This window comes from Methylobacterium fujisawaense (assembly GCF_039619325.1).
Taxonomy (GTDB): Bacteria; Pseudomonadota; Alphaproteobacteria; order Rhizobiales; family Beijerinckiaceae; genus Methylobacterium; species Methylobacterium fujisawaense.
Window position 1 is genome coordinate 1,234,174 of sequence record NZ_CP155000.1, and the last position, 18,903, is coordinate 1,253,076.

Below are 18,903 nucleotides of genomic sequence, written 5' to 3' on the forward strand. Positions count from 1 at the left end.
CATGCCCCTCGTGCCGCCCCCGCGCCCCGCAGCCCAGCCCGCGGCGGATATCCCGCCGACCCGCGTGCTCAATGCCAACCAGCCCGAATGGTCGGTGGGCGAACTGGCCGGTGCCCTGAAACGCACGCTGGAGGACGCCTTCGGCCATGTCCGCCTGCGCGGCGAGATCTCGGGCTATCGCGGCCAGCACGGCTCGGGCCACGCCTATTTCTCCCTGAAGGACGGGCAGGCGCGGATCGACGCGGTGGTCTGGAAGGGTGTGTTCGGCCGCCTGCGCCAGCGCCCCCAGGAGGGGCTGGAGGTCGTCGCCACCGGTCGCATCACCACCTTTCCCGGGAAGTCTTCCTATCAGATCGTCATCGAGAACCTGGAGCCGGCGGGTCTCGGGGCCTGGATGGCTCTTCTGGAGGAGCGCAAGAAGCTGCTCGCCGCCGAGGGGCTGTTCGCCCCCGAGCACAAGCGGCCCATCCCCTACCTGCCGCAGGTCGTCGGCGTCGTCACTTCGCCGACCGGCGCGGTGATCCGCGACATCCTCCACAGGCTGGAGGACCGGTTCCCGCGGCCGGTCCTGGTCTGGCCGGTGCGGGTCCAGGGCGACGGCGCGGCCGAGGAGGTCGCGGCCGCGATCCGCGGCTTCAATGCGCTTCCGGCGGGCGGCGCGATCCCGCGCCCGGACGTGCTGATCGTCGCCCGCGGCGGCGGCTCCATCGAGGATCTCTGGGCCTTCAACGAGGAATGCGTCGTCCGCGCCGCCTTCGAGAGCGCGATCCCGCTGATCTCGGCGGTCGGGCACGAGACCGACACCACGCTGATCGACTACGTGTCCGACCGCCGGGCGCCGACCCCGACGGGCGCCGCCGAGATGGCGGTGCCGGTCCGCGCCGACCTGATCGCCACGGTGGCGGACCTCTCCGCCCGCGGCAGAGGAGCGGTCGGGCGCCGGATCGACCGCGACCGGTCGGATCTGCGCGCCCTCGGGCGCGCTCTGCCCAGCGCCGACGCCCTGCTGGCGGCCAAGCGCCAGCGGCTCGACCTTGCCGAGGCGCGCCTCGCCCCGGCCCTGGCGGCGGGCGCCAGCCGCCATCGCGCGCGGCTCCAGCTCCTCCTCGACCGGATGGCCCGGCGCTCGCCCGACGTGGTCCTCGCCAACGCCCGCGCGCGGCTGGCGCGGATCGACCACCGGCCGCTCAATGCCCTGCGCAACGACGTCCAGCGCAAGGGCGAAGCCCTGATCCAACTCGGGCGGCGCCTCGTCGTCGCGCGGGAGGCCGGCCTGGAACGGGCCCGGGCGCTGCAGGCGCGCCATACCGACCGCCTGCACGCGCTGTCGGAGCGCCTCGCCCAAGCCGGGGCGCGCAACATCGAGCGCCGCCGCGACCGTCTGGACGGGCTGGCGGGCCTGCTCGGTTCGCTCAGCTACCGCGCCGTGCTCGACCGCGGCTACGTGCTGGTGCGCGATGCCGCGGGGCTGCCGATGCGCCGCGCCGCGGATGCGGCGGCGGCCACCCGCCTCAGTCTGCAATTCGCCGACGGGACCGTGACGGCCGTGCCCGACGGGACGGCCGATCCGTCCGGGACGTCCGATCCATCCCCGTCGGCGAAGCCCCCGCGTCGCGGCGGCGCGGCCTCGCCGGCAACGTCGGGCAGGCGGACCGGTACGCGCCCTGCCCCGACGCGGCAGGGCTCGCTGTTCGACGCCTGAGACGACGGCCGGAGCGGGTGCGGGACTGGGCCGCGATCCGGCTCGCGTCTCAGCCGGGCTCCGGACCGACCCGATAGTGATAGCGGTACAGTTCGCGCTCGAAGCCGAGGGCGCGGTAGAGCGCCCGCGCCGGCGTGTTCGCCGCGACGACCTGCAGGCAGGCCGCCCGGGCGCCCTCCGCCCTCCCCCAGCGCAGCAGCGCGGCCACGGCGCGCCGGGCATGGCCGCGGCCGCGCAGGGGTTCGGGCGTGGCCACCGCCTCGATGACCAGACAACCACCGTCGAGCACCCCGAAGGCGATCGCGCCGATCCCGCCCTCGGCCGCGGCCGCTGCGAAGGCCCGCGGCAGGGACAGGGCGGCGACGGTGTCGCGGAAGACCTGCGCGGCTGCGGCGTCCGCGTGGTTCACGGCATCGCGCACCGCCAGCCAGTCCTCACCGGGGACGGCGGCGACCGTAGCTGCCGGCTCAGGCGCCGCCGGCAGGTCATCGAGCGCGCGGAGCAGCGTGCAGGTCTCGTCCACGACGGCGAAGTCCGCGCGGGACAGGAGCGGCTCCATCAGCGGGGCGATCGCCGGAATCCGGAAGATCGCGCGCCGCCCCAGACGCCCGTAGATGGCGCGCGCGGCCTCGATGGCCGGTCCGGGCGCACCGCTCCCCCGCATGGGCGTCACGGAATTCTGCCGCTTCGAACGCCCGCCCGCGGCGCGCAGCAGGTAGCCGTGGATCAGGAGTTCGCGCGGGCTCGGCCAGGCGTTGAGGCAGGCTTCTTCCACGCGCCAGGCCTGTTCAAGATCCGTCACCACGGTCTCCTCCGTATGCCCTGATCGCACGCCGTCCCGGCTTGACCGATCGGGCCGGGGCAAAACGTCGGCCATGCGGCGTCGCGTACGCTTGAAGCACTCTGGCACCGCGCGATGTCTCCGCAATGTCCGAACCTGAAGTCCTGTTCTGCCTTCACTTCCTGGGGGGCAGCGCCCGAAGCTGGGAGCCTTTGGCGCGTGCCCTCGCGGGGACGCCGCTGACATGTGTGCCGGTCGATTTGCCGGGCTTCGGCGATGCCGCCGGCACGCCGGGCTATTCCGTCGCCGCGATGGCCGATCATGTGGCCGAAGCCATCCGCGCGCGGGCTCCGGCCCGGTTCGGGATCGCCGGTCACAGCATGGGGGCCAAGGTCGCCTTGGCCTTGGCGCGCCGGGCCGAGGATGGCGAAGCGGGTCTGACCGGCCTCACCGATCTCATCCTGGTCTCCGGCTCGCCGCCGAGCCCGGAGCCGATCCCGGAGGACCGGCGCGCCAAGATGCTCGCCTGGATCGATGCGGATCCCGAGACGCGGCGGCGCGAGGCTCAGGCCTTCGTACGCGCGAATGTCGGCGACCGGCTGGATCCTGAGACCGAGGAGCGGGCGGTGGCCGACGTCCTGCGGGCCGCGCCGGCCGCCTGGACGGCTTGGCTCGAGGCGGGCGCCAACGAGGATTGGTGCCGCCGCGTCGGCGTCCTGCGCACCCCGGCGCTGATTCTGGCCGGATCCGAGGACGCCGACCTCGGACCCGACGCGCAGCAGGCCCTGACGGCGCCCCACCTCGCACATCATCGCCTCGTGACGGTCGACGGCGTCGGCCATCTCCTGCCGCTGGAGCGGCCGGCCGCCCTGGCCGACGGGCTGCGCGCCCATTTCGACGACCGGCCCCGCCGACCGGTTGAGGCGGCCCCGACGGTGGCGCCGGACTACGCGGCGCTGATCGCCTCCGAGCGGGTCAACGGCCGCCTGCGCCAGGCGCTCGCGGAGCGCGCCGCGCCGGACGACCCCGCCTATCGACCGGTGGCCCTCGACCCTGTGGAACTCGCGATCCTGCGGGCCGCCCTCGCCCGGGTGATGCCGGTGCCGCATCTCGATCTCGCGGCCCGCCTCGATCGGCGGCTGGCGTCGGGTGCCGGCGACGGCTGGCGCTTCTCGGCCCTGCCGCCGGACGCGGACGCCTACCGTGCCGCCCTGCGCACCCTGGATGCCGCAGCCCGGGCCGCGCAGGGCCGCCCGTTCACAACCCTCGACGCGCCAGGGCAGGACGCGCTGCTCACCCTCTGCCAGCGTGGGGACCTGACCGTCCCGGACGCCCTCGGAGGCCGGCTCGACGCCGACCGGATGCGGTTCTGGTTCGAGGATCTCCGGGCCGACGCGGTGCGGCTCTGGCTCGGCCACCCGGCGGCGCTGGCGCGGATCGGCTTCTCGGGCATCGGTGCCGGCGGCGACCGGCCGGGAGAAATCGCCGACGGCCTGCCGGGCTTCCACGCGGTCGGGCTCGACGCGCCGGAACCCTGGGAGCCCCAAGCGCTGCAGACGGAGGCAGGACGATGAATCTCGCGGGCATGCGGACCTACCGCGCGGACGACGTCGTCGATGCGGTCGTGGTGGGGACCGGCGCGGGCGGCGCGCCGCTCCTCGCGCGCCTCGCCGCCGCGGGCCTCAGGGTCGTGGCTCTGGAGGCCGGACCGAACTTCACGCCGGAGCGCTTCGCCTTCGACGAGACGCTGGCGGACGAGATCTACTGGACCGAGGAGCGGCTGAGCGGCGGCGCGACCCCGGAGGCCTTCGGGGCGAACAACAGCGGCACGGGTGTCGGCGGCTCGACGCTGCACTGGGGCGCCTTCGTGCCCCGGGCCGATGCCCGCGACCTCAGGCTCCACACGGAGACCGGCGAAGGCGTCAACTGGCCGATGACCTACGAGGACCTGCTTCCGTTCTACGAGCGGGTGGAGCGGTTTCTCGGCGTGTCGGGCGCGCCGAGCTATCCGTGGGATGCCGGCCGGCGCTATCCCTTGCCCCCGGTCCCGCGGAATGGCCCGGCCGACATCATGGCGCGGGCCTGCGAGGCCCGCGGCATCCGGTGGGCGGACGCGCCCGCCGCCGTGGTCTCCCAGGATTTCCAGTCCGAGGACGGACCCCGCCGCAACGCCTGCATCAATTGCGGCTTCTGCCACCAGGGCTGCCGCACGGGCGCCAAGGCGAGCATGGACGTGACCTACCTGCCGTACGCGGTGGCCCACGGTGCCGAGATCCGGGCCGAGGCCTTCGTCCACGGCCTGGAGCGCGCTGCCGACGGCCGGGTCACCGGCGTGGTCTACCGCCAGGATGGCGAGGATCGCCGGCAGCGGTGCGGCGCCGTTTTCCTCTGTGCCGGGGCCGTCGAGACTCCGCGCCTGCTGCTCAATCTCGGGCTCGCCAATTCCAGCGGCCAGATCGGGCGCAACTACATGGGGCACGTGGCGACCCAGGTCTGGGGCACCTTCGACAACGAGGTCCGGATGAACCGGGGCTATCCGTCCTCGCTGATCACCGAGGATTTCATCCGCGCCGGCGCCGACTTCGCCGGCGGTTACCTCATCCAGAGCCTCGGCGTGGTGCCGGTGACCTTCGGCAATGCGGTAGCGCGGGGGCGCGGCCTGTGGGGGAAGCCGCTCCTCGACTACCTCGACCGCTACAACCGCCTCGCCGGCATCGGCATCAACGGCGAGACCCTGCCCTGCGACGCCAACGTGCTGACCCTCGCCGATGAGACCGACGCGCACGGGATGCGCAAGGCCCATATCAGCTTCGGCTACGGCACCAACGAGGACCGCCTCAACGCGCATGCCACGAAGGTCATGCGCGGGCTCTGGGAGGAGGCGGGGGCCGAGGACATCTGGGTGCTGGAGCGCGTCGCCCACACGCTCGGGACCTGCCGGATGGGCCGCGACGGGTCGAGCGCCGTCGTCGATCCGCACGGCCGCAGCTTCGACATCGACAACCTGTGGATCTGCGACGGCTCGACCTTCCCGAGTTCGCTCGCGGCGAACCCGGCGCTGACCATCATGGCGCTCAGCCTGCGCAGTGCGGAGGCGTTCCTGGCCGGTCGGGCCTGAGGATGCCTCAGCCCGAAGCGGCGCGCAGGTCCGCGAGCCCGTGCCGCTGCCGGCCCTCCCCGTCGAAATTCGACGGGTCCAGCCATGCGGCGAAGCCGGCGCGGACCCGCGGCCACTCCGCGGCGGTGATCGAGAACCACGCCGTGTCGCGGGAGCGGCCCTTCACCACGACGGCGTTGCGGAAGATGCCCTCGAAGGTGAAGCCCAGCCGCAGTGCCGCCGCCCGGGACGGGGCGTTGAGGCTGTCGCACTTCCACTCGTAGCGCCGGTAGCCGAGTTCGTCGAAGGCCCGGGTCATCATCAACGCCATCGCCTCCGTGGCGGCGGGCGAGCGCTGCAGACGCGGCCCGAAATGGAGATGGCCGACCTCGATCACGCCGTTACCCGGATCGATCCGGAGATACGAGGCGATCCCGCGCGCGTCGCCGCGCGCGGGATCGAGGATCGCGTAGAACAGCGGATCCTCGCTTGTCTGCTGGGTTTCCAGCCGCGCCCGGTAGGCCGCCGCGCTCTCTGGCATCTCGTCGCCGAGGTAGGTCCAGCCGCGCGTGTCGGGGGCAGCGCTGTAGGTCTCGAACAGGGCCTCACCATGGGCGGCGGCGTCGAGCGGGACGAGCCGGCAGGTGCGGCCCTCCATCGGCGTCCGCGGCGGGCGCGGACGCGGGCTCCAGTCCGGCAGCGCCGGGCCGATGGGTTGGCCGAAGGCGTTGAGGCGCGCGCTCACAGGCCGCTCCGCTCGGCGACCAGCCCGGCGAGACCCGCCTCGCCCTCGGCGCGCAACCCCGCGATGACCCCGTGTCGGTCGGCCTCGGGCCTGTTCTGGCTCATCTTCCACTTCCCCTCGATCCGCGTGATCGGAATCTCGATGCCGATGATTCCCCGGACCTGGGCGGCCACGAAGGGCTCCGGCGCGTCGGCCACCGCCCACGGCTCGGCCCGCGGCAACTCGCGCAGGGCGGTGAGGTCGGCGATCTGGCGCCCGAGCCACTCCACATCCTCGATCACCTGCGGCCGGCCCCAGGCATGGACGGTGGCGTAGTTCCAGGTCGGGACGACGCGGCCGTGCTCGCGCTTGCTCGCGTACCAGCTCGGGGTGACGTAGCCCTGCGGCCCCTGGAACACGATCAGGCATTCCTCCACCGCGGCGAGATCCAGGCCCTGCGGGTTGGCGCGGGCGATATGCGCCCTCAGCACGCCGTGCGGCCCGGCCTCATCCAGCAGGAACGGGATCGGGGTCGCCGTCAGGCCGCCCGAGCCGGCCGTGATCAGCAGGCCGAGGGGATAGGCGCGGATCAGCGCGTGCTGAGCGGCGCGCGAATCGTCCCGGAAGTGAGGCGGCTGGTACATGGGTCCGTCCTGCGGCGGTGATGCCCACGCGTGCTTGACCGTTCGGCGGTCCAGGCGAAAGGTCCAATTCTCGAACTGCGACTGGACCAGTTTGCGCCATGTCCCGAAGCCCCCTGCCGCTGACGCTGGCCTTGGATGCCGCTGTCTCGACGCCGCTGCACGCGCAGCTCCGGGAGGGCCTGCGCGCCGCGATCCTCGACCGCCGCCTGCCGCGCGGGGCCCGGCTTCCGGCCTCGCGGGTCCTGGCGGCCGATCTCGGCTGCGCGCGCGGAACCGTGGTCCTGGCGCTGGAGCAGCTGACCGCCGAGGGCTACCTGACGGCGCGGCCGGGCTCGGCGACCCGCGTCGCCGCGACCCTTCCCGACGACGCGCTCCCCGCGCCAGGCCCGATCCGGCGACCGGGCGTCGAGCCGGCGCCGAACCTGTCGCGCCGGGGCGCCCGCCTCGTCTCCGCTCCGGCACGGCGCTACATGGCGGGGCCGGGCGTGCCCGACGCCTTCGCCCTCGGCCGGCCTGCGCAGGACGCCTTCCCGTTCGAGGTTTGGGCTCGCCTGCTCCAGGCCGAGTGGCGCCACGGTCCGACGGAGAAGCCCGACCCGCGCGGATCGCCGGCCCTGCGCGGCGCCATCGCCGCCTATCTGGCGCAGGCCCGCGGCGTCGCCTGCGAGCCCGAGGACGTCATCGTCACGGCGGGCATCCGCCAGAGCCTGCGCCTGCTCGCCGAGCTGCTGCTCGATCCCGGCGAGACCGCCCTGGTCGAGGAGCCGGGTTTCCCCGGCATCGCGCAGGCCCTCGCCGGCGCCGGCCTGCGCCCGATGCCCGTCCCGGTCGGTCCCGGCGGCCTGTCGGTGGCCCTGGCCGCCGCGCCGGCGGCGGAGGCGCGGCTCGCGGTGGTGACGCCGGCCCACCATTACCCCCTCGGGTACGCCATGAGCCTGGAGAACCGCCTCGACCTCCTGGCCTGGGCCGACGCGGTCTCGGGCTGGATCGTCGAGGACGACTACGACGGAGCCTATCGCTATGCCGGGCGTCCGCTGGCGCCCCTGCGCGCCCTCGATCGCGGTGGACGGGTGATTTATGTCGGCAGCTTCTCCAAGCTGCTGCTCCCCGCACTGGGCTTGAGCTATCTCGTGCTGCCGCGCGGGCTCGTGGCGCCGGTGAATCAGGCCCTCGCGGAGACGGGGCCCGCCCCGCCCGGGATCGGTCAGTGGGCGCTGGCCCGGTTCATCGAGGACGGACACCTCGCCGGCCATCTCCGCCGGACGCGACGCCTCTACGCCCTGCGCCAGGAGGCGCTGATCGAGGCCGCGCGCCGCCATGCCGGGGATGTCGCCGCAATCGCCCCCATGGAGGGCGGGATGCACGTCATCGCCCGGCCGGGGCCAGCCTGGGCCGCAGCCCTCACCGACGTGGCCGCCGCAGCCGCACTCGGCCGGGCGGGAATCTCCGCGGTCGCGCTCTCGGCCTATCATGCCGGGCCGGCGGAGCCGGGCTTGCTGCTCGGCTATGCCGCTGTGCCGGAGCGGGCGATCGACCCGGCCGTGCTGCGCCTGGCGGAGACCCTGCGCGCCGTCCCGATCACTCCGGTCGCGGTGTCAGCGTGACGACGGTGCGCCCCTGGTCGGCCCGCACGTCCAGGCTCCGCAGGGCCTTCATCCGGACGGTCGCGCCGCGGTCCGGTGCGACGCGCACGATGCGTTCCCCGTCGATGCGCAGGCTGAAGGCGGTCTCCCCCGTGACCCGCAGCAGCTTTGCGCCCCGGAAGGGCGCGAGGGTCACAGGCGTCCAGCCGGCCTGAGCCGTGATCCGGACCGGCGCGGGACGCCCCGCCCGCCTGCCCTGCGCGAGCCACGCGAGCGCGCCGATGGTGAAGAGCGCCAGCACGACCCGGCGGGGCCGCCGCACGCGGCGGTCGATGCAATGGAGGCGCTGGGGGAAGCAGGGCTTCCGGGGCGGACGGCGCCGTCGCGCGCGCGGGTCGGTCCAATTCCGGTGACGGCACCAGCAGGACGTGGACCGCGGGGACGGGCCCGTCATCCGGGCCAGAACTCGGCAGCTCCTGGGCGGCGCCGCAGAAGGGGCAGAACCGGACGGCGATGTAGTGGCCGCGCCCGCAGGTGGTGCAATGGCGGTCCGGCGACAGAGGGGCTGCGGTCACGGTCGGAGTGCCGTCAGTGCACGATCGCGCCCGTTTCCATGAACCGGGCCAGGCGCACGATCAGCGGGGCGACCATCACCCGGTCGAGCTGCGGCAGCAATCCGGTTCGGGCATGGGCGACATTGGCTTCAGCCTGCTCCCGGGCCAGACGATGCCAGCGCGCCCGGTCGCCCCGACACGTCGCCCAGGCCCGCTCGATCGACCGGAACACGAGCGGCAGGCGCTCGGCCGGGTCGGCCGCGAAATCGTACTGGTGGTCGATCAGGCCGCCGAAGGTCTGGAAGCCGAGTTCGGACAGCCGCTCGACGGCGCGCGGCGCGCCCACCATCACGAAGGGCAGGCCCGTCGCCGCCGCCTTGATGGATTTCTCGGTGATGCGCTCGACACCCAGCTCGAAGAAGTCGGTCTCCGAGATGACGGTCAGGTCGCACTCCGCGTAGGCGCCCGTGTCGAGGGTCATGACCATGTCGGTGCCCTGATCGGCATCGATCCGCCGCGCCCGGCGCGGGATCCAGCTGCCGACATCGGCGAGCAGGGGGCCGAAAGCCGCCTCGATCTCCGGCGGGGCGTGGAAGACGTTGATGCCGCCCGCTTTCGGGTTGTCCTCGCCGATGCCGTGGAAGGAGATCAGCCCGTCCCTGTCCAGCCCGTTGAGCTGGAACCACCGGTAGAGCAGCACCCGGTGCCAGCGCAAAGCCGCGTTCTGGCAGAGGAAGCGGGCCGGGCCGGAGGCGCGGGCGAAGGGCGTGTAGCCGGTGCGATCGAGGGCATGCTGGGGGAAGAGCCGCGGACCCGCCTCGGCGTCCAGCCAGAGGGCAACCTGGAGCGGGAAGAACTCGAAGGTCCAGAACCGCAGGCCCTCGCCGTAGAGCCGCTCGTAATCGAGCCGCAGCAGCCGGTTCTGCGTGACCAGGATCACCCGATCGCGCGGGATGCCGAGCCCCGCGAGGTTGCGGTGAAGCGCCTCGAAGGTCGGCGCGTGCAGGCCCGGCCCCTCGTTGGAGAGATCGAGGAGGAGCGCGGCGCGCCCGGCGCGGAGGTTCTCGGCGTCTCCCGGTTCGAGGAGGTCGAGGCGGCCGTTCGCCTCCGGAAAGCCGAGGCGCACGAAATCGAGGACGGGGAGGCAGAGGACGTGATTCGCCGTGCCGGGCTGGGCCGTGACGGTGATCCGCTTGCCCAGCCAGCCGAGGGCCGCCGTCAGGAAGTGCCCGGCCTCGCCCCGGGGAACGAGCAGGATCTCGGACGAGACTGGCTCGGAGAGGACTTGGCTCATCGTGACGCCCGCGCGGCCGGATCGGACGCGGTCCGCCACCGCGGGACCGCGCCGAGCCGGATAAAGCCTCGGCGCGGGGGCGTCGAGGTCAGGCCGGGACCGGCTCGGCGGCGCGCACGGGCGTCGGGCCGGCCCGGTAGGCCGCCGAGGCCTCCTCGGTCCGCCAGCAGGCGACGCGGTGGCCGGGGGCGATCTCGGCGACTGGCGGCATCTCCCGGCGGCAGCGCTCCTCGGCCAGGAAGCAGCGCGGCGCGAAGGGGCAGCCCGGCGGGCGGTTCGCGAGGTCGGGCGGGCTGCCCGGGATGGTCTCGAGCCGGGAGCCCTTGGCCAGCGCCCCTTCCGCCCGGCTGCGCAGAAGGCCGATCGTGTAGGGGTGGTGCGGGTCCAGGACCACCTGATGCGCGGTGCCCGTCTCGACGATCTTGCCCGCGTACATCACGGCAATCCGGTCGGCGACTTCCACGGCCGCGCCGAGATCGTGGGTGACGATGATGATCGACAGGCCGAGGTCGCGCTGGAGTTCGCGCAGGAGCAGCAGCACCTGGATCTGCACCGTGGCGTCCAGCGCCGTGGTCGGCTCGTCGGCGAGCAGCACCTGCGGCCGGCAGGCCAGCGCCAGCGCGATCATCGCTCTCTGGCGCATGCCGCCCGACATCTCGTGCGGGTAGTTGTCGAGCCGCCGCTCCGGGCTCGGAATCCGCACCCGCTCGAACAGGGCCAGCGCCCGCTTCCGGGCTTCGTCCTTGGAGATCGTTTCGTGGCGCAGGATCGCCTCGGTGATCTGCCGGCCCACGGTGTAGACCGGGTCGAAGGCGAGCAGCGGCTCCTGGAAGATCATCGAGACGTCGCCGCCGCGGAAATCGGCGAGCTGACGCTTGGTGAGCGCCTGTACGTCCCTGCCGGCGGCCAGGATCCGGCCCTCGATGCGGCTGCGCCCTTCCGGGAACAGGCGCAGGATCGCGCGGAGCGTGACGCTCTTGCCGGAACCGGATTCGCCGATCAGCGCCATCGCCTGACCGCGCTCCACGGTGAGGTCGACGCCGTCGACCACCTGAACCTTGCCGAAGGCGACGCGCAGGTCCTTGAGGACGACTGCGGGTTCTGAGGAAGATATCGGCGTGCTCATCGGCGTGCTCATGCGGCGAGCGCGTCTGCGCGGGCCGCGGAATGGCCCGAGCCGGGCTGACGGGCGAGGCAGGCGACACGGTGCAGGGGCCGGATCGCGTCGAGGGGCGGTTCCTTCTGGCTGCACACGCCCTCCGCCAGGGCGCAGCGCGGGTGGAAGCGGCAGCCCGGGGGCGGGTCGATCGGGTTCGGCGGGTCGCCGGCCAGCAACGCGGCCTGGGTGCGGTTGTCGGGATCGAGCGACGGCATCGAGGCGAGCAGCGCCTCGGTGTAGGGATGCGCCGGCGCGTCGAGCACCGTGTCGGACGGCCCGATCTCCGCAACCCGGCCGAGATACATCACCATCACCCGGTCGGAGATGAAGCGCACGACGTTCAGGTCGTGGCTGATGAAGATGTAGGTCAGGCCGAACTCGGCCTTGAGGTCGAGGAGCAGGTTCAGGACCTGCGCCTCCACGGACTTGTCGAGCGCCGAGACCGCCTCGTCGAGCAGCACGAGCCGCGGCTCCAGGGCGAGGGAGCGGGCGATGTTGACCCGCTGGCGCTGGCCGCCGGAGATCTCGTGCGGGTAGCGCCCGGCGAAGCGCTTCGGCTCCAGGCCGACCCGGGCGAGCAGCGCGCGGGCGCGCTCCACCGCCTCCCGGCCGGGCACGCCGTTCACCTTCGGGCCGAAGGCGATCGACTGCTCCACGGTCATGCGCGGATTGAGCGAGGCGTAGCTGTCCTGGAAGACCATCTGGACCTGACGGCGGTAGGCCCGCCACGGCATGGCGCGCTCGCCGATGGCCTGACCGTCGTACAACATCTGGCCGGAATCGCGCTCGATCAGGCCCATCAGCAGCTTGGCGGTCGTCGACTTGCCGCAGCCGGATTCGCCGACGATGCCCAGCGTCTCGCCCTTGAGCACGTCGAAATCGACGCCGTCGACGGCGCGGACCACCTGCTTCTTTCCGCCGGCCTTGCGGACCGGGAAGTGTTTGATGAGGCCCGAGACCGACAGGAGCGGCTGGGCGGGTCCGCCGCGGTCGCGGGCGAACGGGTCGGGTGCGTCCGGGATGACGCTCACTGGCGAATCTCCATGGCGGACCGGAGCCCGTCCGAGAACAGGTTGAAGGCGATCGAGACGATGAAGATGCAGACGCCCGGGAGGGCGGCCACGACCGGGTTGACGTAGATCGCGGTGCGCAGGGTGTTCAGCATCAGGCCCCATTCGGGCTCGGGCGGGCGCACGCCGAGGCCGAGGAACGACAGGCCGGAGGCCAGGATCATCGAGACCGAGATCAGGCTGGTCGCGTAGACGAAGATCGGCCCGACGACGTTGCCCAGCACCTGCACGCGCATGATCGTCAGGGCCGAGGCGCCCGACAGCTTGGCGGCGTCGATGTAATCGCGCTTGCGGATGCCCGTGGTGACGCTCTCCGCCACCCGGGCGATCTGGGGCACGAAAACGCAGGTCAGCGAGACGATCGAGTTGAAGATGCCGGCGCCGAGCGCCCCGGACAGCGCGATCGCGAGGAGCACGGACGGAAACGCGAAGAAGACGTCGATGGTGCGCATCAGGATCGTGTTGGTCCAGCCGCCGACATAGCCCGCCAGGATCCCGATGCCCGAGCCGATCACGAAGGCGATCAGCACCGGGGTGACGCCGATGAACAGCGACAGCCGCGAGCCCAGCATCAGCCGGCTGATCATGTCGCGGCCGAGCTCGTCCGAGCCCAGCCAGTAGGTGGCGTCGCCGACATGCTTCAGGCGGCGCAGCATGGAGCCCTTGTAGGGATCCATCGGGGTGATCCACGGAGAGAGGATCGCGATGAGCACGACGATCAGGATCACGGCGCCGGCGCCCATGGCGACGGGGTCGCGCACCAGACGGTGGCCGACATGGCCCCAGAAGCCCCGCGACGGGGCGAAGGCGGCCTCCGGCCCGTGGGTCACGTCCTCGGCGGCAAGCACGCCGCCGTCGAGGGCCACGGAGGCCGCGGTGACGGGAGCAGTCATCATCGGGCTCCGGGTCAGGCGCGCTCGATGCGCGGGTCGAGGGCGGTCTGCATCACGTCCACCAGCAGGTTGAGGGCCACGAAGAACATCGCCAGCACGAGGATCGAGCCCTGCAGCAGGGGCAGGTCGCGCTGGAAGATCGCGGCGTTCAGGAGGAAGCCGGTGCCCGGCCACGCGAACACGGTCTCGACCAGGATCGAGCCGCCCAGCAGGTAGCCGAGCTGCAGGCCCATGATGGCCAGCGCCGTCGGGGCGGCGTTGCGCACCACGTGCCGGAACACGCCGCGCTCATCCATGCCCTTGGCGCGCAGGGCCTCGACGAAGTCCTGGGACAGGATGTCGGCCACCAGCGCCCGGACCGTGCGGGCGATGATCCCCATCGGGATCACCGACATCGTGATCGCCGGCAGGATCAGGTAGCGCAGGTGCTCGAAGTCGGGCCGCCAGTTGCCGGAGCCGTCGGGCCCGGCTCCGGTGGGCGGCAGCCAGCCGAGATTGGCCGAGAACACGATCACCAGGACCATGCCGAGCCAGTAATGCGGCACGCTCACGCCGAAGACCGAGACGGCGGAGGCGGCCCGGTCGGCCAGCGAGTTGCGGTGGTAGCCCGCCACGAAGCCGAACAGGGTGCCGAAGGTGAACCCGATCACGGTCGCCACGGAGGCGAGGATCAGCGAGTTCACCACGGCGCGGCTGACCTCGCCGAGCACCGGCCGGCCCGTGGCGATGGAGGTGCCGAGATCGCCGTGCAGCACGTGCCAAAGCCAGATCAGGTACTGGACCGGCAGGGGCTTATCGAACCCGTAGGCGGCCCGCATCTCGTCGATGGTCGCCTGGGTGGCGTCGGCGGGCAGGACCGCGCTCAGGGGATCGCCCGGCGCGAGATGGACGAGGAGGAAGCAGACGACGCTGACCCCGAACGCCACGGGCGTCACGTAGACCAGCCGTTTGAGGATGTAGAGCAGCATTATTCGCCTTTTGGCCCACCGATATTTTGTCGCCGTCCGGTCGCCCCCGCCGTGGAGAGCCTTCGAAGATCACGCTTCGGTCCTTGCGAGGCGCGACAATCCCCCCTCTCCCGTGCGGGAGAGGGTTGGGGTGAGGGATCAGGTCCAGCCGGAGAGGTCGCACCCCGCACCCTGTCCCTCTCCCGCAGAGGAGAGGGAACCCGCCCCTCCTTGGAAACCCGCTCCGTGCCTCCGATAGCTCGCAGGCGCGACGGCGGCGCTACCGCCCCGCCGTCGCCATCGTAATCTTCGAGAAGTCCTGGAACCAGTTCTGCGCCTGGACGAAGCCCTTGACCTTCGGACTCATCGCCCGCGGATTGACGTCGTGCGTGATCATGATGAACAGCGCGTCGTCGACATACTTCTCGTGGATCTTCTCCAGGACCTTGGTCTGCTCGGCCTTGTCGAAGGTGTTGCGGACCTGATCGAACAGCTTGTCCATCGCGGGGTCGCAGTAGTAGCCCCAGTTCGTGCCGTTCGGCGGGGCGAAGTTGCACTGCAGGTGGCGGATGAACCCGGTGAACGGGTCCTGGATGAAGTACGAGTAGTTGATCGCCGAGACGCCGCGGGAGATGTCGGCCTTGGCGCCGGCCCGCCAGATGTTGATGAGCGTGTTCCACTCGACCACCTCGTAATCGACCTGGATGCCCACGTCGGCGAGGTTCTGCTGGACGAATTCGTTCATCGGCAGCGGCTGCATCTGGCCCGAGCCCGAGGCCGAGATCGCCACCTTCAGCTTCAGCGGCTTCGCGGGGCTGTAGCCGGCTTCGGCGAGCAGCTTCTTGGCGGCGTCGGGGTCATATTTCACGTCGAAGGTCGGATGGCCGAACCATTGATGGCCAGGCGGCATGAAGCCCTTGGCGGGGATCGCGAGGCCGCCGAGCAGTTCCTTCAGGCCGTCGCGATCGATGGCGAGATTCGCCGCCTTGCGCACGCGGATGTCGTTCCAGGGCGAGCCCTCGACGCGCGAGAGGTGCCACGTCCAGTTATGCGGGTAGGCGTTGGTGACGACGGTGAAGCCGGCGCTCTTCAGCGACGCCACCGAGTCCGGAGCGGGCGCCTCGATCCAGTCCACCTGACCGGAGCGGAGCGCTGCGGTCCGGGCATTGGCCTCCGGCAGCGGGATCAGCACGAGCTTGTCGAGCTTCGGGACGCGGTTCGCGTCCCAGTATTCCTTGAACGGCACCATCTCGGCGCGCTCGCGCGGGGCGAACAGGGTCAGCTTCCACGGGCCGGTGCCCGAGGGCTGCTTGGCGAAGGCGTCCCAGGACTTGCCGAGCTTCTCCCACTGGGCGGGCGAGGACATCATGATCCAGGCGATCTGGTAGGGCAGCGTCGCGTCGGGGGCCTTGGTGGTGATCTCGACGGTCAGCGGGTCGACTACTCGGTAGCTCGCCACCGCCGGGATGCGGGTCTTGCCCTGGGCGGATTGGCGCGGGTCGTATTGCGGCGCGTCGGCCTTCAGGAGCTTGTCGAGGTTCCAGACCACCGCGTCGGCGGTGAAGTCCGAGCCGTCGTGGAATTTCACGCCCGGCCGGAGCTTGAAGGTCCACTTGGTCTTGTCGGTGGCGTCGACGCCCCAGCTGGTGGCGAGGCCCGGCACGAGGTCGGAGGCCAGTTCGGCGCTCGACAGGTCCCAATTGATCAGGCCGTCATAGACCGTGTAGCCCATGAACCGCATGCCCTCGCCGCCATTGTCGGTCTGGCCGGTGGTCAGCGGGATGTCGGAGGCGGTCATGCCGATCCGCAGCGTCCCCTGCGCGAGGGCAGCGGTGCTCGCGGAGAGCGCCAGGGCGCCGGCCAGCGCCGCACGGGCGCCGAGTTTTCTCAGACGGGACAGCATCTTGCGTCGGGTACTCACGTTGGCCCGAGCCTGAGGGCCCGGGATACGCTCGACCTTATGCAAGCCTGCGGCCAGACGGATCGTCCTGCATGCAGGGAGCGTGTCGTGACTATTGAGCGTCGATCAGGCTCACATGGGCGGCGACCACCCGCCAGCCTTCGGGGAAGCGCGCCCAGGTCTGGCTCTGGCGGCCGATCTTGCCCGGCGCGCTTGCGCGGGCGAACAGCGTCATCGCGGTGGCGAAGTCGCGCCCGTAGGTGGTGATCTGCGTCTGCGCCAGGGTGCGCTCCAGGCCCACCGGCGAGCGGGCCCGGCGGAAGGCGCGGATTGCGTCCATGCCGTAGAGATTCTCGCCGATGCCGTAGCGGATGGTCAGCGGATCGTCCCGGAACAGGGCCTCGAGGGTCGGGACGTCGTTGGTCGTCAGTGCCGTCTCGTAGGCCCGGAACGCGGCCTCGACCTCGGCTTTCACGGCGGGATCGTCGATGATCATCAGGCAAGCTCCGCGATCGGCGCCGTGCTGACGCCGGTTCGTTCGAGGTGACGCGCCACGCGCAGGACGAGATCCTCGCGCCAGGGCGCGGCGATCACCTGGACCCCCAGGGGCAATCCGGCGTCCAGCCGGATCGGTGCCGCCACCACCGGCAGGCCGATGAACGAGATCGGCTGCGTGAACACGCCGATATTGGCACGCACCGGCAGCGTGACGCCGTCGAGGACGAAGTGCGTCTGTCCGCCCTTCGGCGCCCGGCAGGGCGTGGCCGGGGCCAGGATCACGTCGACGGTCTCGAACAGCTCCAGCACCCGCGCCCGGTACCAGCGGCGGAATCGCTGCGCCCGCTCCACATGGGGGGCCGGGATCATGGCCCCGGCGATCAACCGGTCCCGCACCGCCGGATCGAAATCCTGCGGGCGCGTCCGCAGGCGGTCGAGGTGCAGCGTCGCGCCCTCCGCGGCGGTGATCAGGTAGGCGGCCGCGCGGGCGCGGTGCGCTTCCGGCAACTCGACCGTGCCGCGCGCACCCAGGACCTCGGCGGCGCGCGCCACCGCCGCGAAGGCGTCCCGGTCGCCGCCGCGCGCGAAATGGCCGCCGGCCACCGCGATGCGCAGGCCATCGATCCCCGCATCGAGATGCGGAAGGACCGGCTCCGCCGGCCGGAGCGTCGCCACCGGATCGTCCGGATCGGGGCCCTGCATCACGTCATAGGCGAGCGCGAGGTCGGTCACGCTCCGGGCCAGGGGCCCGAGATGATCGAGGCTCCCCACGAAGGGGAAGCTGCCCGCGCGGGTCAGCCGGCCGTAGGTCGACTTGAGGCCGAAGCAGCCGCAGAAGGCGGCGGGGACGCGGATCGATCCGTTGGTGTCCGAGCCCAGCGTCAGGGGCACCATGCCGGCGGCGAGGGCCGCGCCTGAGCCGCCGGACGAGCCGCCGGTCATGTGATCGAGGGCGTGCGGATTGTGGGCGTCGCCGTCGTGGACGTTCTCGCCCGTGAAGTCGTAGGCGTATTCGCCCATGTTGAGGGCGCCCACCAGGATGGCTCCCGCCGCCTCCAGGCGCCGCACCAGGGCACCGTCCCGCTCGGCCGGAGGCCGCTCGCGATTGATCTTCGATCCGGCGCGGGTGGGCAGGCCCGCGATGTCGATCAGGTTCTTCACCGCGAACGGAACGCCGGTCAGCGGTCCCGGCTTCGCTCCGCCACTCAGCGCGGCATCCTGGGCGTCGGCCTTGGCCAGGGCGCGGGCAGCCACCACGTCGGTGAAGGCGCCGACCCGGCCGTCCAGCCGCTCGATCCGGTCCAGAGCCGCGGTGACGACCTGCCGCGCGGTCGTATGGCCGTCGGTGATGGCCGCGGCGACCGCGACGGCCGTCGAAAGCTCGTATGCGCTCACGCTTCGAACCTCGGCGCCGCATCGATCTCGTCGGCGAGGGGGAACGCTTCCACCAACGCGGCCGCCGCGGCCAGGACACGGAGATTGGCCGTGATCGGCCCCATCCAGGCGGGATCGAGCGGGAGGCCGAGCAGCGCTGCCGTGACGGCGGCATAGGTCTCGGGATCGAAGGGCGGGCAGGTCTCGGGCATCGCTGCTTTCGGTGTGATGTCGATTCAGGCAGGTCTCGCGAGGGAAGCAGGCCTTGTGCCGCGCAGGCCGCGGCAGATCTGCCGATCGGCATCCGATTGTGCCTAAATTTTAAGCATATCGACGAACGTGACGCGGCATCCGCGGGCGGCGCGGTCAGTTGCCCGCGCTTTGGGCGCCGCGTTGTAAGCAGGACCGGGATCTGGCGAGCCCGGTTTCCGGTCGAGGTGGCTTCGGTGGCCGTTGCACGTGCCCGGCTAGCCAAGACCTCCTATAGACTGCCGATTTTGCAGGTCTGCTTTGCGATCGAAGAATGCTCCGTTCGGAAGCAAGACCGCGCACGTATAGCCTGAGACGGCGTCGCCTTGGCCCGGCTGTCCATGTGTCGGTGGATTGCGAACGTTCAATCCTTGTTCTCAGCGCGCACGCGACCTACCTACATCACGCACAGTCAGACCTGCAGGACGACGGGA

At 71.8% G+C, this 18,903-nt stretch carries 17 protein-coding genes; 4 read left to right on the plus strand and 13 right to left on the minus strand.

The genetic code is table 11. From position 1 onward, the window contains the following. The first annotated feature begins 1 nt into the window (after window position 1). Complete coding sequence (xseA, locus tag ABC766_RS05900; RefSeq protein WP_345821489.1) at window positions 2-1,702, plus strand: exodeoxyribonuclease VII large subunit; 1,701 nt, start codon at window positions 2-4, stop codon at window positions 1,700-1,702. Window positions 1,703-1,751: 49 nt separating this feature from the next. On the opposite strand, the gene ABC766_RS05905 is transcribed toward xseA, so the two are convergent. Beyond that, on the minus strand, window positions 1,752-2,504 hold the full coding sequence (locus tag ABC766_RS05905) for a GNAT family N-acetyltransferase (protein WP_345821490.1): 753 nt from the start codon (window positions 2,502-2,504) through the stop codon (window positions 1,752-1,754). Between the two features lie 125 nt (window positions 2,505-2,629). On the opposite strand from ABC766_RS05905, the gene ABC766_RS05910 reads away from it, so the two are divergent. Together ABC766_RS05910 and ABC766_RS05915 are read left to right on the plus strand one after the other, a co-directional pair. Next, window positions 2,630-4,057: an alpha/beta hydrolase gene (locus tag ABC766_RS05910; protein WP_345821491.1), complete on the plus strand. Its 1,428-nt coding sequence runs from the start codon at window positions 2,630-2,632 to the stop codon at window positions 4,055-4,057. Continuing rightward, entirely contained in the window at window positions 4,054-5,601 is a 1,548-nt protein-coding gene (locus tag ABC766_RS05915; protein ID WP_345821492.1) for a GMC family oxidoreductase, read from the plus strand. Before ABC766_RS05910 ends, ABC766_RS05915 begins: the two co-directional genes overlap by 4 nt. A 7-nt stretch (window positions 5,602-5,608) precedes the next feature. On the opposite strand, the gene ABC766_RS05920 is transcribed toward ABC766_RS05915, so the two are convergent. Then, on the minus strand, window positions 5,609-6,325 hold the full coding sequence (locus ABC766_RS05920; RefSeq protein ID WP_043351382.1) for a GNAT family N-acetyltransferase: 717 nt from the start codon (window positions 6,323-6,325) through the stop codon (window positions 5,609-5,611). Then, on the minus strand, window positions 6,322-6,948 hold the full coding sequence (locus tag ABC766_RS05925; protein ID WP_345821493.1) for an FMN-binding negative transcriptional regulator: 627 nt from the start codon (window positions 6,946-6,948) through the stop codon (window positions 6,322-6,324). The genes ABC766_RS05920 and ABC766_RS05925 overlap by 4 nt, the downstream gene beginning before the upstream one ends. Before the next feature lie 98 nt (window positions 6,949-7,046). On the opposite strand from ABC766_RS05925, the gene ABC766_RS05930 reads away from it, so the two are divergent. After that, a complete protein-coding gene (locus ABC766_RS05930; RefSeq protein WP_345821495.1) occupies window positions 7,047-8,552 on the plus strand; it encodes a PLP-dependent aminotransferase family protein in 1,506 nt (501 codons plus the stop codon). Here ABC766_RS05930 and ABC766_RS05935 read toward each other — a convergent pair. The 10 genes from ABC766_RS05935 to ABC766_RS05980 form a co-directional block, all read right to left on the minus strand. Then, the gene (locus ABC766_RS05935; protein WP_345821496.1) at window positions 8,527-8,853 is read right to left on the minus strand and encodes a hypothetical protein; all 327 of its coding nucleotides are present in this window, start codon (window positions 8,851-8,853) and stop codon (window positions 8,527-8,529) included. The genes ABC766_RS05930 and ABC766_RS05935 overlap by 26 nt on opposite strands. A 266-nt stretch (window positions 8,854-9,119) precedes the next feature. Next, entirely contained in the window at window positions 9,120-10,379 is a 1,260-nt protein-coding gene (locus ABC766_RS05940; RefSeq protein WP_345821497.1) for a hypothetical protein, read from the minus strand. An 88-nt stretch (window positions 10,380-10,467) separates the two neighbouring features. Further along, window positions 10,468-11,505, minus strand: a complete 1,038-nt coding sequence (locus tag ABC766_RS05945) for an ABC transporter ATP-binding protein (RefSeq protein WP_043351393.1) — start codon at window positions 11,503-11,505, stop codon at window positions 10,468-10,470. A gap of 8 nt (window positions 11,506-11,513) precedes the next feature. Next, on the minus strand, window positions 11,514-12,569 hold the full coding sequence (locus ABC766_RS05950) for an ABC transporter ATP-binding protein (RefSeq protein ID WP_043755754.1): 1,056 nt from the start codon (window positions 12,567-12,569) through the stop codon (window positions 11,514-11,516). Then, window positions 12,566-13,501, minus strand: a complete 936-nt coding sequence (locus ABC766_RS05955) for an ABC transporter permease (RefSeq protein ID WP_043351394.1) — start codon at window positions 13,499-13,501, stop codon at window positions 12,566-12,568. Before ABC766_RS05955 ends, ABC766_RS05950 begins: the two co-directional genes overlap by 4 nt. Window positions 13,502-13,515: 14 nt before the next feature. Further along, window positions 13,516-14,469 (minus strand): ABC transporter permease, encoded by a 954-nt coding sequence (locus ABC766_RS05960; RefSeq protein WP_043383901.1) that lies wholly within the window; start codon window positions 14,467-14,469, stop codon window positions 13,516-13,518. Window positions 14,470-14,728: 259 nt separating this feature from the next. After that, entirely contained in the window at window positions 14,729-16,351 is a 1,623-nt protein-coding gene (locus tag ABC766_RS05965; protein ID WP_053609973.1) for an ABC transporter substrate-binding protein, read from the minus strand. A gap of 109 nt (window positions 16,352-16,460) precedes the next feature. Next, complete coding sequence (gene hpxZ, locus ABC766_RS05970; RefSeq protein ID WP_043351400.1) at window positions 16,461-16,844, minus strand: oxalurate catabolism protein HpxZ; 384 nt, start codon at window positions 16,842-16,844, stop codon at window positions 16,461-16,463. Next, window positions 16,844-18,241 carry an AtzE family amidohydrolase gene (locus ABC766_RS05975; protein ID WP_345821502.1) on the minus strand — a complete coding sequence of 466 codons (1,398 nt, stop codon included), beginning with the start codon at window positions 18,239-18,241 and terminating at the stop codon, window positions 16,844-16,846. The genes hpxZ and ABC766_RS05975 overlap by 1 nt, the downstream gene beginning before the upstream one ends. Then, window positions 18,238-18,432, minus strand: a complete 195-nt coding sequence (locus ABC766_RS05980) for an AtzG-like protein (protein ID WP_345821504.1) — start codon at window positions 18,430-18,432, stop codon at window positions 18,238-18,240. The genes ABC766_RS05975 and ABC766_RS05980 overlap by 4 nt, the downstream gene beginning before the upstream one ends. Window positions 18,433-18,903: the final 471 nt, after the last annotated feature.

Excerpts from the sequence above, each read along its gene's own strand:
- ABC766_RS05925 (WP_345821493.1), bottom strand. The coding sequence starts at position 6,948 with ATGTACCAGCCGCCTCACTTCCGGGACGATTCGCGCGCCGCTCAGCAC.
- ABC766_RS05940 (WP_345821497.1), bottom strand. The coding sequence starts at position 10,379 with ATGAGCCAAGTCCTCTCCGAGCCAGTCTCGTCCGAGATCCTGCTCGTT.
- ABC766_RS05965 (WP_053609973.1), bottom strand. The coding sequence starts at position 16,351 with ATGCTGTCCCGTCTGAGAAAACTCGGCGCCCGTGCGGCGCTGGCCGGC.
- ABC766_RS05945 (WP_043351393.1), bottom strand. The coding sequence starts at position 11,505 with ATGAGCACGCCGATATCTTCCTCAGAACCCGCAGTCGTCCTCAAGGAC.
- ABC766_RS05960 (WP_043383901.1), bottom strand. The coding sequence starts at position 14,469 with ATGCTGCTCTACATCCTCAAACGGCTGGTCTACGTGACGCCCGTGGCG.
- xseA (WP_345821489.1), top strand. The coding sequence starts at position 2 with ATGCCCCTCGTGCCGCCCCCGCGCCCCGCAGCCCAGCCCGCGGCGGAT.
- ABC766_RS05955 (WP_043351394.1), bottom strand. The coding sequence starts at position 13,501 with ATGACTGCTCCCGTCACCGCGGCCTCCGTGGCCCTCGACGGCGGCGTG.
- ABC766_RS05930 (WP_345821495.1), top strand. The coding sequence starts at position 7,047 with ATGTCCCGAAGCCCCCTGCCGCTGACGCTGGCCTTGGATGCCGCTGTC.
- hpxZ (WP_043351400.1), bottom strand. The coding sequence starts at position 16,844 with ATGATCATCGACGATCCCGCCGTGAAAGCCGAGGTCGAGGCCGCGTTC.
- ABC766_RS05915 (WP_345821492.1), top strand. The coding sequence starts at position 4,054 with ATGAATCTCGCGGGCATGCGGACCTACCGCGCGGACGACGTCGTCGAT.
- ABC766_RS05910 (WP_345821491.1), top strand. The coding sequence starts at position 2,630 with ATGTCCGAACCTGAAGTCCTGTTCTGCCTTCACTTCCTGGGGGGCAGC.
- ABC766_RS05980 (WP_345821504.1), bottom strand. The coding sequence starts at position 18,432 with ATGCCCGAGACCTGCCCGCCCTTCGATCCCGAGACCTATGCCGCCGTC.